This window comes from Armatimonas sp. (assembly GCF_031410135.1).
Lineage (GTDB): Bacteria > Armatimonadota > Armatimonadia > Armatimonadales > Armatimonadaceae > Armatimonas.
This window is the reverse complement of sequence record NZ_JANNYP010000278.1, coordinates 1-14,414: the sequence shown is the minus strand read 5'-3', so window position 1 is coordinate 14,414 and position 14,414 is coordinate 1. Positions and strand designations below refer to the sequence as shown.

The window sequence follows — 14,414 nt, the reverse complement described above, 5'->3', positions numbered from 1 at the left end:
GAGTAGCTGATAATCCCGTGCGCCGCCAGAGCTAAGTTCAGCGCCGTGATGTCCGAGTAGCCCACTAGAGCCTTCGGATCGGCGCGAAATGCCGCGTAGTCAATCCCATCCGAAGGCTCTAGTGGGCTACTCGGACATCACGGCGCTGAACTTAGCTCTGGCGGCGCACGGGATTATCAGCTACTCCGGGATCATGGCGACCTCGGGCGATGGCTTCGGTGAGGACACACTGGATCCTTTCTCCGAGGCAAATTTTTTTCAGGCGGTGCAGCAGAAAGACCTTGACTTTGTCCAACCCGCTGATGCGCCGCTCACTGTGCACCGGGGCGGAGCGTCGGTCTCTGGGCGGCTCGTGCCCGTGTGCCTGAGCCTCTTGGAGTCGCTGGTCTCTACCAGGTACGTGCCGGACTTGACGGGAGCGTTGCTACTGATCGAGGATGTGACGGAAGAGCTCTATGCGGTGGATCGAACTCTCACGCAGCTGCGGCTCAACGGGACGCTTGCAAAACTCAGCGGTGTTCTGATCGGCAGTTTCAACGGCTGGAAAGACGAGCGCGACGAGATTTTAGCAAAGCATGTCCCAAGGCTGGTGCTCGAAATGACCCCGGAGAGCGTTGCGGTGGTCTCCGGGTTTGTCTACGGCCATATCCCGCGCCGCTTCACACTCCCCGTGGGAGCGCAAGTGAGTGTAGACTTTGCCTCAGGGACAATTCATGTGTCTCGCTGATCGGGAAGCATGAGAGCAAAGCACATCGCGAGCAAGAAGAGCGGGCTGAGCCAGATCAGCGAGAGGCGCATGTCGCCCACGGGGTTGATGAGTAAGAAAAACACGGTACCAAAGGCGGCGAAGATCCGCCCGATATTATAGCAAAATCCTGCGCCCGTGGTGCGTAGCAGTGTGGGGAAGAGCGGCGGCAGGTACATCGTGAAGAGCCCGAAGACTCCTGAGAAGAACCCAACTAATGGCAGAAACGGGAGCAGATGGTCTTTGTCGCGAGGGATGATGTAGGCCGCTGTGTTGGCAAGACAGAAGCCCAGCAGCATCAGTGCGATGGCTGCGCGGTAGCCGAGTTTTTTCGCCAGGAACGCCGCGAAAAAGTTGCCAAAGATTGAGATGCCGATAATCAGCCCGAAAGTAACGCTCTTGAGCTGTCCACGCGCGACTGTATCGAGCGCTTTCACTTCCGGCAGGCTGGCCAGGTGCTGGAGGTGCCAGAACTGAAAGGCCCACCAGGCCGTGAGCGATGTGGCGCAAACCGCAATGACCCGGAGCGTGGTGGCAAGAACCGGAGGGCGAAAGAGATCGGCGATTCCGGGGACGGCTTCGTTGTTGTTCTTGGCGTGCTGCCACTCCTCGGGCTCCGGGACGTTCTTGCGAATCCAGAAAACAAAGAGGGCCGGAAGAATACCGACCAGGAAGACCCAGCGCTCACTACCTGCCATGAGGTAGGTGGTCATTACGGCCAGCAGAACCCCAATATTGACGGCGGTCTGGAGGCAGGCCGCGATCCAGGCCCGCCACGATTTGGGCCAGGTCTCGGAGAGCAGCGCGGAGCCTACAGCCCACTCGCCGCCGATTCCCAGCGCGGCGATAAAGCGAAAAATAAGCAACTGCCACCAGGTCTGGGCAAACGACGAGAGCCCGGTGAAGACGGCATAAGTGAGAATGGTTAAACTCAGGGACTTGCTGCGGCCCAGAATGTCCCCGAGCCGTCCGAAGAACGCGCCGCCCAGCGCCCAGCCGATGAGAAACGCCGCTTGAATGTAGGCGGATTTTTCTTTCACGTCTGGCGATGTGGTCGAGGTGCTATGGAGCAAGAAAGCCACGAAAACCGGCGCGACGACCGTGTAGAGGTGAATGTCCAGTCCATCAAAGAGCCAGCCGAGCCAGGCGGCGATACCGGACTTCCATTGTTGGGGCGAGAGCGATTTCAGAGTCGCGGGTTTATCGTCTTTGTGAGGTGTCATTTTTTCTTCTTCACAGTCTTAGGCTGCGGCTTTGGTGTGGGCTTGGGTGTTGATATGGCTAGGGGCTTGGGTGCTGGAGCCTTTCCCGTGGTGAACTGCCAGGAGCGGGTAATCTCGCGGCCCATGGGGGTCTTCACGGCGATTCGAGCCCGGTAGGTACTGAGTGGAAGCAGGGGCTTCTTGGGCATCAGCAAGATCGTGTCTTCAAGGGCATCGTCGTTTTCGGGCGAGTTCGTATAGGACGCAACTGGCTGGTTGTTCGGGCCCGTGAGGCTGGCACTGAGCAGCGAGAGTTTACCGTCTTCTCCAAAGACATGGAGGGTGATCGGGTAGCCCGTAATGCGTTCTGCACCAGGGTAGAGGCGTAGTGGATCAGGAATCTCGACTTCGTCCCAGAGAACCGCAACATCGAGCTGGCCATCGGCAGGGTAGACCAGCGACTCTTGTTGGTCGGTGAGGGCGCAGAGCAGAGTCACACGGTTGCCTGCCAGTCCGGCCCCAACATCAAACGTTCCGGGCTGAAGGAGCGCGGCGCGGTGATATGGTGCGTCCATCAGGCGCTGAACCGCTACCGCGCCACTCTCCCCACTGGCGATGACTTCGTAGCTGAGGCCGAAGTAGCCTGATTTTTCACTGCGATCAGTATGGTCTTTGCCGTAAAACTCGGGCTTGCCTGGTTCTTCATCATGTGTGGGAATAAGACGGTTCACCAACAAGTAGCGGCTGTGTCGCGCTGCAGCGAGGCAGAGAGCGGGTTGGATCTTGGCATCGGGGAGCAAGGCGGCACGGCGGAGCTGGTTAAGTTTGGCGACGGTCTCTTGTTGTGCAAAATCGGGAGTGGGAGGCGGGGGGGGCTGAGGCACGCGGATAAACTCCCACTCCATCTCGACTCCCTTGTCCGTCGAGAACCATGCCTCACAGAACGCTTTCACCGTTCCTAGCGGCAGAGGCTCCTGTGGCTCCCCGGTAATGCTCTTGGTTTCGGCATCGTAGCGGGTCGGGATGGGCTTGCCGTTAACCCGCATCTGGATCCGCCGAAGTTGAGCACTGCCTTTAGGCTGCATCTGCCAGACGAGCTGGGGGCGCTCCTGCGGGGTCTTGCCCTGAGGACGCGGCTCGGAGCCTTCCCAGAGATCCTGATACCGAACTCGCTTCACCGCATCTCCTGTCCACCTGTGACATTGAGTGCCTGGCCGGTCATGTAACCCGCATCTTCGGTGCAGAGAAAGACCACGACCCCCGCAATATCGGCGTAGGTTGCACTACGCCCTAAGGGAACTTGCGACTCGTACTTGGCACGCACTTGCTCAACCGTCAGGCCCTGGGTCTCAGCATACTGCGTAAAGAGCGAGTCCTGCCAGAGCGTGCCGTCTAGCAAGTTGCCTGGACAGACGCAGTTCACCCGCACGCCATGTGGGGCCATGTCGAGCGCGAGGCTCTGGGTCAGGCCAATCCCACCAAACTTGCTGGCCGCATACGCCGAGTTGCGAAAGCTGCCCTTCTTGCCAGACTTCGAGTTGATCTGGATAATACACCCCGACTTTTGCTGCGCCATTTGCCTACACGCCGCCTGAGCCGAGATAAAGTAGCCGTTGAGGTTTACATCAATCACTTTGCGCCACTTCTCGGGATCAAACTCGCAGACATCGCCCGCAATGAGAATCCCGGCATTGGCGATCAGGATATCGAGCTTGCCAAACGCCGCCACGGCTCTTTCCACCATTGCCGCGCAGTCTGAGGCGCTGGTCACATCGGCACGCATCCCGATGGCACTTCCGCCGATCTTTGCCGCCGCCGCTATCGCTTTTTCCTCGCTCATGTCCGCCAGAAGCACCGAGCAGCCCTCGTCGGCGAGGCGCTGGGCAAGCGCCTCCCCAAGTCCCTGGGCCGCACCTGTCACAATCGCCGATTTTCCTTGAAGTCGCATAGGACAAAATTATAACCCAGTGGCACTTTACTTGCTAAGATTAATTTGTGGTAAACTAACTTACACTGCACTAAGTAAGTGTCGCAGCCCTATTTCACCGAAGGAATTTAACTATGTCACGTCGTGCGTTTACGCTCATTGAACTGCTTGTTGTCATCGCGATCATCGCGATTCTTGCCGCTATTCTTTTCCCTGTTTTTGCCCAGGCCCGTGCCAAGGCTCGTCAGACTTCTTGTCTTTCCAATCTAAAACAGATCGGCACAGGGCTGATGATGTACACCCAGGACTACGACGAGACCCTAGCGGGAAATGATTTTGCAGGCAATGGCTATGTGGCAGGGCAAGGTCGTAACTTAGGCTTTATGGAACCCCTTGTTCCAGGGGTTCCTGTGACATTCCGTAACTGGGCACGTGATGTTCAGCCTTACATTAAGAACTTTGGTGTTCTCCAGTGTCCTAGCACGACGCCACGGTCTACCTTCAGCGGGGGGAATCCTCCCTTTAATGAGTGTAATAAGGGACTCTTTCCCACTTGCCAGAACACAAGCTATGCTCTGAATGGAATTGCAGAGTCTCGGTCAATTGCGGCGATTCCAGCCCCAGCCGATATTATCTACCTAGAAGAATTTTCGATCTTTACACGTACCGCTCAGGCAAGGCCCCAGCGTACAGGAGCAACGACGACTGTTTTCAATCAGTTCAATCATATTCTGTACAACTCGCATCATAATGAAGGCTCCAACTTGCTCTACTGTGATGGTCATGCTAAGTGGAGTAAGAAAGTTGCCCTGACTTTCGCCATGTTTGGAGCGGATCGCACGTACAGTGCAGCCTGTGCCGGAAGACTCGTCACAAACCCAGCCGATATGGGGGGGAATAACGGCGTCGTCTGCTCCGCCGCATTCTAGGCTGAACAACAGTCGCGATGATCGGAAGTGCCTCTTACTTCCAAAAGGAGTAAGAGGCACTTTTTTTCATCAACATGTCCGCCCTATGAACCTTCGCGATAGAGTAAAATAGGGCCGTATGGCCGTTTTTTCGAAAGCCTTTGCGCAGCGGGAGAACCTGGAGAAGATCGTCACGCTGGGCGACTACTTGGCGATCAAGCAGAACTTGGAAACGCAAGGCATGCTGCGCTTTGTGCAAGAGGGCGGCGAGAGCGGCTACAGTGCCCACAAGCTCAAAGATGCCGAAGCGGCGGCAAAGCTCACGCGCTGGATCGAGGCACTGAGCAACGAGCGTAAGTGGCCGATCAAGCGCTTCACCGAGCAAATCGCCCCGATGCTCGCCGAAGAGATTGCTGTGGCTGTTGCGCCCTCGCACAACCCATTTACCACCGAGACGCCGATTCGAGCGCTGGCCCAGAAGCTCGCTGAGTCGGGGGAGAGGGTGGACGCGACGGAGTGCTTGCGCCGCCACACCAAGATTCGGCGCATCGGCTACGGCGGGCCTAGCTACTCGCACCTGCATTTGGAGACCATCGAAGTGCAGAACGAAGCGCTCTTCTTTGGTAAACCCGTGCTCCTCCTCGATGACATTGCCCGATCCGGCGCGACATTAAAAGCCTGTCGCCGCCTGCTTCTCGACCACGGAGCCGCCGAAGTTCAGATGCTGGCGCTGGGCCGTGTTTGGCGAGGCTAAAATACCGCTCCAGTGTCCCTTTGCAACTACCGATAACTGGAATGCGAAGCTCTGAGTTCCCCTTAGAGCCGAGAGCGAGACGAGACTAAACACCGTCAGACAGCAATGTCTGACGGCTTTTTTTTGCTCGTGCCAGTGCCGCCACATAGCCCGGCGCAGGGTGAAGCGGCACTAGCTCGTAGCGCTCCGCGATCCACAGCTCTGGCTCTGGCCAGACAGTGCGCGAGAGCAGCGGTGAGGAGAAACCGCCGCCCTCGGCCTTGATCACCGCCTCTTTGCGCGTCCAGATAGCAAAAAAGTCGTCGTGCGTGCGAAGCTGATTGAACTCGCTGGCGGTAAAGACACGGCGGCCCAGCTCGTGAGGATCGAAGTCCGTACGAACCTTCTCGATATCCACCCCCTCCGCTCCCAGTGCGATCAGCGCAAGAGAGTCGCTGTGTGAGACATTAAAGGCAAACTCCGTACACTCTGGTTTTCCTTGAGGGCCATAGGTTAAGGCCACCGCCTCGGGCGCAATACCAAGCGCCTCGCCTAGCAAGAGCCGTAGGGCACTGCGGCAGGCAATATAGCGCTGCCGGTCTCGGGCAAAGCGAAAGCGCGCGGCGCGGGCTTGCTCGTCAAGCGAGAGGTAGCTAGACACAGGGGGCGTGTCTAGCGAGACTTGCCAGACAGTAACCCCCTCGGGTGCCTCCAGTTGTGTCATGCCACTTTGACGAGCCGGAGCGTGGGTGGCGCAAGATGCTTGGTGAGCTCTTCGGCCAGCTTCTGCACAAAGGGCTCCTGGATCAGCAGGTGGTGATCACCGGGCACGTCACAGAGCTCCAACTGAGGCAGAACATCGCCCCAGAAAAGCGTCTCGTCCCACGGCTCGCCATGCTCCTGCGCCCGGAACAGTGTCACGGGAGCCTCGTAGACCTCTGGGTAGTGCCCATGAATCGCCGCTTCCTGCGCCTGTCGGACATGGGTGAGCGCCTCCATAAACGCCTGGTCAGGCTCCTCGACCAGAGCCGTCGTGGGACTCAGGCGACTCTTGAGCTTTCCGAGGCGACCTTTCAGGTACTCCCCTTGGCTCTTGCCGTCGAGCTTGCGGAACATGCTCCAGTGCGCCGCGAGCCGCTGGGCTGTGGTCTCGGGGTTGGTGAACTCGGGGTTCTGGCGGTGGAACTCGGGGGCATAGCTGTCGAACATTCCCACAAATTCAACCACATTTCCCGCATGGCGCAAGGCCCGCGCCACTTCCAGCGCGACAATTCCCCCCGAGGAGAACCCCGCTACCCGATAGGCTCCCTCAGGTTGCTGTTGCTGGATCAGCCTGGCGTAGTCCTCGGCCATCGCGATCGTAGACTCGTGCGGCAGGGTCTCGCCGTCCATCCCCGCCGCCTCCAGCGCATAGACCGGCTGGTCGTCCCCGAGGTGCTTGGCAAGATCGCGGTAGAGCACGACGATTCCCTGAACGTGGTGGATCAGGAAGAGGGGCGTCTGGCTGCCGCTGGAATTGATCGGGACAAGCGTGCCGCGAGCGGCCATCTCGTTTTCAGACCATCTCCCCTGGATGCTCGTTCCTCGCTCCGTCCCCTCTTCCCCTGTTTGCTCCTTCGTCGCGGGAAGAGGGGCTATTCGGGCAGTGATTCCAGCGGGGGTTGGGGTGGCGAAGAGGGCCGAGAGCGGGAGGCGCTTGCCGAACTGTGCTTCGATTTGGGCGAAGAGACGGATGGCCTTGAGCGAGTCGCCGCCGAGGGCGAAGAAGTCGTCGTCGGGCGCGACGGACTCTAAGCCGAGGGCTTCGGCGAAGAGGGCTTCTAGTTTTCCGCCAAAACCCACCCCGTCTGCGCTCGTTCCTCGCTTCGACGACCCTCCCTCTACGAAGGAGGGTAGGGAGGATAGCTTGGCTTTGTCTACCTTACCGCTGGCGTTGAGAGGGAGTGCGTCAATGGGAATGATTTGAGAGGGGACGAGGTAGGGCGGCAGTGCGAGCTGGAGGGCTTGCTTGAGAGCCATTGGCTCCGCATTCCCTACGACGTAGGCGACCAAGTAGCGACTCCCGTGGATGTCTGTCGGTGCGAGGGCGGCGGCTTCATGCACACCGGGAAGACGGCAGAGGGCTGCTTCTAGTTCACCCAGCTCGACGCGATTTCCACGAATCTTGACCTGTGAGTCGGCCCGGCCCAGGAACTCAACCGTGCCGTCGGACTTCCAGCGTGCCAGATCGCCCGTTCGGTAGAGCCGCTCACCTCCGACTTCGATAAACTTCTCCGCAGTGCGCTCAGGATCGTTGTGGTAGCCGATTGCCAAACCATCGCCGCCCGTACACAGCTCCCCGAAGATGCCGATGGGGCAGGGCTGGTGGTGGGTGTCGAGAATGCGAATGGTGGTGCCGGTGATGGGCTTGCCAATTGGAATACTTATGCCGTTAGTATCCGTCTCAGTGATTGTGTGGACACAGGTAAACGTCGTGTTCTCCGTCGGGCCATAGCCATTGAAGAAGCGCGTGTTGGGTAGCGCTTGCATTGCCTTCGCCACGTGCGGCGCGGAGAGCACATCACCGCCCGCCAAAAGCTGCTGAACACCCGCAAAGTCCGAGAGCCCATTGTCCACGAGCGCATGGAACAGCCCTGCCGTCAGCCAGAGCGTCGTGACGTTGTTTTTGCGCACCGTCTCGCCCAATTCGGAGAGAGTCAGCGGTCCTTCAGGAGCAACAACCAATGTCCCACCGTTGAGGAGCGGCCCGAAGATTTCGAGAAGCGTGGCGTCGAAGGCGAAGGCGGAGTGGAAGAGAAAGGTCTGGTTCTCGAACTCCAGACAGTCAGCGTCTTTCACGAGGCGAGCAATAGCCTTCTGTGCCACCTTAACGCCCTTGGGGGTTCCAGTTGAGCCCGAAGTGTAGAGAAGAGCGGCTGTTTGTGCCATCTCCCCGCCGCTGAGACGGCGACCCTCTTCCCCTAACGCTCGTCCCTCGCTGGAAAGAGGGACACCAGCAAGCTCTTGTTGGCGATGAAGCCCCTCTTCCGGCGACGAAGGAGCGAATACGGGAAGAGGGGAGGCGAGGGACGAGCCGGGGAGATGGCCAATCACCGCTACAGCACCGCTGTCACGTCGCAGCCACTCGCGGCGCTCGTCGGGGTAGGTGGGGTCTATGGGAATATAGAACGCCCCTGCGGTCAGAATGCCCAGAACACTGGTGATCGTCTGAAGCGAGCGGGGAAGTTCGATGGCGACCCCTTGACCAGCCTGCACCCCAAGCTCACGCAGCTGCGTCGCGAGCGTGTCCGCATTGCCTTTCAGCTCGGCGTAAGTGAGAGACAGGTTGCCATCGGTTACCGCGATTGCATCTGGCGTTTTCGCGGCTTGCTCAGCAAAGAGCGTGGCGAGGGGCGCAAAGGTTCGCCCGACTTTACCTCCATCACCCCAGGAGGCAAGCTGTGCCGAGTCCATAGGCGTGAGCAGGGGAAGCGAGGTGATCTCACTTTCAGGTTGTGCGAGGATGCCTTCGAGGAGCATCTCGAAGTGCGCCAGCCAGCGGGTGATGGTTTCGGCGAAGAAGAGATCGGTGTTGTAGCTCGCCTCCACCTCGATGGTCTTGCCGTCGTCCACCAGGTTAAAACCCAGCTCAAACTGGTAGGCGACGCGAGGTGCTTTGCTCATGTGGCTACTGAGACCCACGAAGCCTAGATCGCCGCCGCCGGTGCGCTCCAAGTTAAACGTGGTCGAGACTAGTGAGTTTCGGCTCGGGTCACGCGGCAGGTTCAGGGCACTGACTAACGTCCCAAACGTGCAGTCGCGGTGATCGAAGGCATCAAGTATCTGCCGCTTTCGCTGTGCCAGAAGCTCGGAGAACGTTCCGTTGCCTGCGACCCGTAGGGGCAAGAGATTAACGGCATGCCCTACGAGGGGCGCGTCGGTTTCGACAGTGGTCTGGCCTGCAGAGGGGACACCGATCACGAGCTCACTCTGGCCGGTCAGGCGGCGCAGGAGAGTCTCGTAGGCGGTGAAGAGCGTCGCAAAGAGCGTTGCGCCTTGCTTGCCGGAGAACTTTCGGAGCGGTGCGATCAGGCTCTCAGGGAGAATGCGGTGGGTGCGATCTCCACGGTAGGTAAAGACAGCGGGGCGGGCGTGGTCGGTGGGGAGCGCTAGCGGCACTAGCGCTCCTGTGGCGAGCTGCGTCTTCCACCACGCGAGATCAGAGTCGTTGGCGGGTTTCTGGGCGAACTCAACAAAGCTGTAGGGTGTCGGCAGGGTCTTGCCCGCCATGCCCTTCGCCAGCTCGTCCAGCACCACGGCCCACGACCAGCCGTCGCAGACAATGTGATGCGCCGTGAGAAGCAGGACATACCGATCCGTGGCAATGCGCACGAGCCGGGCCCGCAAAAGCGGCCCGTGCGCCAAGTCAAAAGGGCGGGATGCCTCGTCTTTCTGGAGCTGTGCCAAACCCGCTTCGTCAGTCTCCGTGACCGGGACATCCAGGGTGAGCGAGGGTGCGATGGTCTGCGTGGTGCCGTCTTCGCTAAACGTGGCACGCAGCGCACCGTGGCGCTCGACGATGTTTTGCAGGCTCTGGGTGAGCTTGTTGGTGTCTAACTCTCCGTCGAGGTGCACCCCGATGGACTCGTTGTAGGACAGCGAGGCGGTCTCACTCTCGTGGGCCGCCAGCCAGACCTCGCGCTGCTGTGGGGTTGTGGGGATGATCACTGGCGCAGGCGGCGTTAGGAAACCTCCCTCGGCCATCGCGGCGCAGGACTGCTCAAACGCATCGAGGATAAACTCTAGGTCGGCATCGGTGTGCTCGGTGGACAAGAACGACGGACGGTTCTCCCAGATGTGAACATTGCGAAGCCGCAGGTGGAAGTGGAGCACGCCACCGACGGTCGCGCCGTGGGTATTGAGATAGAACATCGATCGGAAGCGCTCCAGCGGGAAGGGAACCCCCCATTTCTTGAGGATCGCGTCTAGCTTCGCGCCGAACTGCTCGCCCCGCGCCGAGATGCGCTCGGCAATATTGGGGTCTGCATTGAGTCGGTCGAGCACGGCGTTGGCGGCGGCCATGGCGATGGGATTGCGGACAAACGTCCCCGCAAAGAACGTCATCCCCACCGACGGGAACGAGTCGTCGCCGTACTCCCACTGCCCACCATCAAAGGCGTCAAGGAACTTCGCTTTACCTGTCAGTGCGCCAATCGGAATGCCCGCTCCGAGGATCTTCCCGAAGGTCTGCATGTCCGGTTCAATGTCATAAACACCCGCCGCGCCGCGTCGCCCGAGTCGGAAGCCGTTGACGATCTCATCGAAGACAAAGGCAATCTCGTGCTCGCTGGCCAGCGCCCGGAGCGTCTTGACGAACTCGTAAGGCCGCAGGTCGGGGTGGCGGCTCTGCACTGGCTCGACCAAGATCGCCGCGATCTCCCCCGCACGCTGACGGATGGTCTGGAGCGCCTCATCGGAGCCGTACTCTAGAATAATCGTCTCGCTCACTGCCGAGTTGGGAATCCCCGGCGCAATCGGAAACGACTTGCCGCGCCCATTGCTCCGCACCAAGACTTCATCGTGAACCCCGTGGTAGGCACCCGAGAACATCACCACTTTATCGCGGCCCGTCACGGTTCGAGCGGCGCGCACCGCGGCCATCACCGCCTCGGAGCCCGTGTTGCAGAAAACCGCTCGCTCTGCCCCGACATAGGCGCAGAGCTTCTCGGCCACCGGCCCCGCCAGCGGCGACTGTGGGCCGACCTCAATCCCTAGGTCAAGCTGCTTCTTCACGGCCTCGATCAGAAAGTCTGGGCCGTGTCCGAAGAAGTTCAGCCCAAAGCCCATGGTCATGTCCACGTACTTGTTGCCGTCAATATCAATGATCTGGCTGCCCTTGGAGCTCTCGGCGACGATCGGATAGACCAGATCTTTCCAGAACGGCTTGAACCCGGCCACCGCACGCGGGTCAGAGAGCTTCTTTCGGTGCTGGATCGTGTACGCACGGGATTTTTGGGTCTTGGCCAGATACTGCGCCGTCAGCTCTGCCAGGTGAGCTTTTTGCTGCGGTGTAAACTCATCGGTCGCGGTCTTCTGGATCGGACGGAAGGGGCCGTGGTTGCCCCCACTAGGAGCCTCCCCCCCATCCCCCGCCCGGCGGGGGGGCTCTGGGGTTTGGTTTTGAGGCACATTGGGCGCAGACGCGATATTTAGTGCGAGCTTCACAAGCTCTGGTGCCGCGACAGGCACAGTCTGAGCCGTGACCATGCCACCCGAAAGCAAGGCGAGCTGCTGTTGCATGATCGCAAGCTGCTGGGCGACGAGAGACTCAACACCCGAAGCCACGAACCCACCTGCCTCGTTCCTCGGCACCCTCCCTTGAACCAAGGGAGGGTCGGCGAAGTGAGGGACGAACGTAGCCGGGGTGGGTTCAGGCTGGGGGCTGGGGGGTGCCTCGGGAGCCATTAAACCATCCACGTAGCCTGCCAGCGCGGCAGGGGTCGAGAGCTCCTCCATGAGCTGGCGGAAGGCGAGGCTAACCCCGAATTGCTTGGCGAGGGCCTGTGCTGCCTGGGTCAAGAACAGGGAGTCAAAGCCCAGTTCCGAGAAGCTGGCATCGGCGGCGATCTCGCTGGCGTTCATGCCCGACAGATCGGAGAGGGTCTCCTGGATCTCGGCGAGCAGGCGGGGTTTTCGGTCGGTGAGGGTTTGGGTTGACATAGGCGTGTTGATCTCGTGCGTGATTTCGGTTTGTTTCGGCTCCGCAAAGTAGCGCTGGCGCTCAAAGGGATAGGTCGGAAGGGAGACACGGCGTGCGGGCGTTGGCTCGGGCAGAGGCACTCCAGCGGCCCAGAGCTGAGCGAGTGGGTCGTCGTCGGTAGTGAGCGTGCGTGGCTTCTCCGGGCGCTGCTTGGCGAGTGTCGTGAGGATACGTCCAGGGCCACACTCCACAAAGACACAGCTTGGGTTGGTGAGCAAGACCGAGAGGGCATCATCGAAGCGCACGGCATGGCGAAGCTGCTCGGCCCAGTAGCGCGGCGAGACGGCTTCTTCTGCTGTGAGCCAGGTGCCCGTACGGGTTGAGACAATCGGCTGGGTGGGCGCGTTGCGCGGCACCGACGCCACAAAACGCTCGAATTCCTCTAGGATTGGCTCGGTCATCGCGGAGTGGAAGGCATGGGATGTCTTGAGGCGCTTGCCAGCGATTCCCGTGGCCTCCAGCGCAGCAATCTGCTCGAACGTCCCCGAGGCGACACAGAGCTTCGGGCCGTTCACCGCCGCTAGCGTGAGCCCAAAATTATCGAAGAGTGGCGCGGCCTCGGCCTCGGGCAGGCGCAGGGCGAGCATTGCTCCAGCAGGAAGGCTTTGCATCAGCCGCGCCCGCTCGGCGAGAAGGGTGAGGGCGTCTTTCAGCGAGAAAACTCCCGACAAGTGCGCCGCGACATACTCCCCGAGGCTGTGGCCCAGCATCGCACTGGGCGTGATACCCTGTGCCGCATAGAATTTCGCCGATGCGTAGGCGATCACAAAGAGCGCAGGCTGCGTGATGGCGGTCTGGCTCAGCGCGTCCTCATCGTCGCCGAAGATCACGTCGCGAATATCAAGCCCCAGCGGCGCTTTCAAAATTTCTGCGCACTCGTCCACAGCGGCACGGTAGATCTCGCTGGTTTCGTAGAGCCCCTTGCCCATGCCGCAGCTCTGCGAACCTTGGCCAGGGAAGAGGAAGACCAGAGATGGGCTCTCGATGGCCTTGCCCCACGCACCGCGCTTCTTGTCCGTGAGAGCCGCAATCGCCTCGGCGTGATCGGTGACGCTCACTGCCCGGCGATGGGTAAACTCCCGCCGACCGACCCGGAGCGTGTAGGCGACATCAGTGAGCGAGAGATCAGGGTGCTTCTCCAAGTGCCGCGCCAAGTTCATCGCCGCGTTTTCGACGGCTACCTCGGAGCGTGCCGAAAGTACTAATAACTCCCCTTCCTTCGTAGAGGGAAGGGGTAGGGGGATGGGTTCGGGACTTTCGGAGACCACCACATGCGCATTCGTCCCACCAAAACCAAATGAGCTGACCCCAGCGATTCGGGTTTCGGCACTCCAAGGACGAAGCTCGGTGTTGACGAAAAAGGGGCTGGTGGCCCACTCAATCTTCGGGTTAGATTTATGGAAGTTGATCGCTGGTGGGAGCTGCTGGTGCTTGAGTGCAAGAATCGTCTTGATGAGCCCCGCCACCCCCGACGCCACATCGAGGTGCCCGACATTGGGTTTGAGTGTCCCCAGGGCGCAGAACTGGGTGGCTTCGGTCGTCTCTCGGAAGGCACGCGTCAGGCCCGCGATCTCAATGGGGTCGCCCAGCTGCGTGCCGGTGCCATGGGTTTCAATGTAGCTGATCTCTTCGGCGCTGACACCCGCGAGTGCCTGTGCCAGCGCGATCACGTCCGCTTGGCCTGAGATGCTGGGGGCGGTGAAACCCGCTTTATCCGCACCGTCGTTGTTGATCGCGGCACCACGGATCACGGCATGAATGGTGTCATTGTCTCTGAGCGCGTCTTCGAGCCGCTTGAGCACGACCACGCCCACACCGGAGCCAAAGACCGTGCCGTTTGCCGCTTCATCGAAGGCGTGGACATTGCCATCAGGCGAGAGAATGCTACCGGGGACATAGGTGTAGCCACGCTCTTGCGGGGAGTAGATCGCCACGCCACCTGCAAGCGCTATGTCGCACTGGTAGGACTGAAGGGCATTGACGGCATTCACGATGGCAACAAGCGAGGTCGAGCACGCGGTGTTCTGTGCCATCGCCGGGCCACGCAATCCAAGCTTGTAGGCAACCCGAAGCGCGACATAGTCTTTCTCGTTGCCGAGCATTACCGTGATCGCCCCGGCGGTGCGCTCTAGCTCAGGGTTCTGGCGTACCAAGTGCCAG

At 60.2% G+C, this 14,414-nt stretch carries 9 protein-coding genes; 3 read left to right on the top strand and 6 right to left on the bottom strand.

Annotated elements, in window-relative coordinates:
* Positions 1 to 65: hypothetical protein (locus tag RMO15_RS33245; protein ID WP_369016100.1), on the bottom strand; the 65-nt coding region annotated here is incomplete at its 3' end.
* A 23-nt stretch (positions 66 to 88) separates the two neighbouring features.
* On the opposite strand from RMO15_RS33245, the gene RMO15_RS10285 reads away from it, so the two are divergent.
* Complete coding sequence (locus tag RMO15_RS10285; protein WP_309711556.1) at positions 89 to 727, top strand: LD-carboxypeptidase; 639 nt, start codon at positions 89 to 91, stop codon at positions 725 to 727.
* On the opposite strand, the gene RMO15_RS10280 is transcribed toward RMO15_RS10285, so the two are convergent.
* From RMO15_RS10280 to srlD, 3 genes are read right to left on the bottom strand one after another with little or no spacing between them, the layout of a single operon-like run.
* A complete protein-coding gene (locus RMO15_RS10280) occupies positions 712 to 1,968 on the bottom strand; it encodes an MFS transporter (RefSeq protein ID WP_309711553.1) in 1,257 nt (418 codons plus the stop codon). The genes RMO15_RS10285 and RMO15_RS10280 overlap by 16 nt on opposite strands.
* A complete protein-coding gene (locus RMO15_RS10275) occupies positions 1,965 to 3,125 on the bottom strand; it encodes a CAP domain-containing protein (protein ID WP_309711550.1) in 1,161 nt (386 codons plus the stop codon). The genes RMO15_RS10280 and RMO15_RS10275 overlap by 4 nt, the downstream gene beginning before the upstream one ends.
* On the bottom strand, positions 3,122 to 3,895 hold the full coding sequence (gene srlD / locus RMO15_RS10270; protein ID WP_309711546.1) for a sorbitol-6-phosphate dehydrogenase: 774 nt from the start codon (positions 3,893 to 3,895) through the stop codon (positions 3,122 to 3,124). The genes RMO15_RS10275 and srlD overlap by 4 nt, the downstream gene beginning before the upstream one ends.
* Before the next feature lie 113 nt (positions 3,896 to 4,008).
* Between srlD and RMO15_RS10265 the strand changes: the two genes are divergently transcribed.
* Both RMO15_RS10265 and RMO15_RS10260 read left to right on the top strand, forming a co-directional pair.
* On the top strand, positions 4,009 to 4,803 hold the full coding sequence (locus tag RMO15_RS10265) for a DUF1559 domain-containing protein (RefSeq protein WP_309711543.1): 795 nt from the start codon (positions 4,009 to 4,011) through the stop codon (positions 4,801 to 4,803).
* Between the two features lie 118 nt (positions 4,804 to 4,921).
* The gene (locus RMO15_RS10260) at positions 4,922 to 5,536 is read left to right on the top strand and encodes a phosphoribosyltransferase (RefSeq protein ID WP_309711540.1); all 615 of its coding nucleotides are present in this window, start codon (positions 4,922 to 4,924) and stop codon (positions 5,534 to 5,536) included.
* Positions 5,537 to 5,621: 85 nt separating this feature from the next.
* Here the strand turns inward: RMO15_RS10260 and RMO15_RS10255 are convergent, their stop codons facing one another.
* Together RMO15_RS10255 and RMO15_RS10250 are read right to left on the bottom strand one after the other, a co-directional pair.
* On the bottom strand, positions 5,622 to 6,239 hold the full coding sequence (locus RMO15_RS10255) for a 4'-phosphopantetheinyl transferase superfamily protein (protein WP_309711537.1): 618 nt from the start codon (positions 6,237 to 6,239) through the stop codon (positions 5,622 to 5,624).
* A complete protein-coding gene (locus RMO15_RS10250) occupies positions 6,236 to 14,407 on the bottom strand; it encodes a non-ribosomal peptide synthetase/type I polyketide synthase (RefSeq protein ID WP_309711534.1) in 8,172 nt (2,723 codons plus the stop codon). The genes RMO15_RS10255 and RMO15_RS10250 overlap by 4 nt, the downstream gene beginning before the upstream one ends.
* Positions 14,408 to 14,414: the final 7 nt, after the last annotated feature.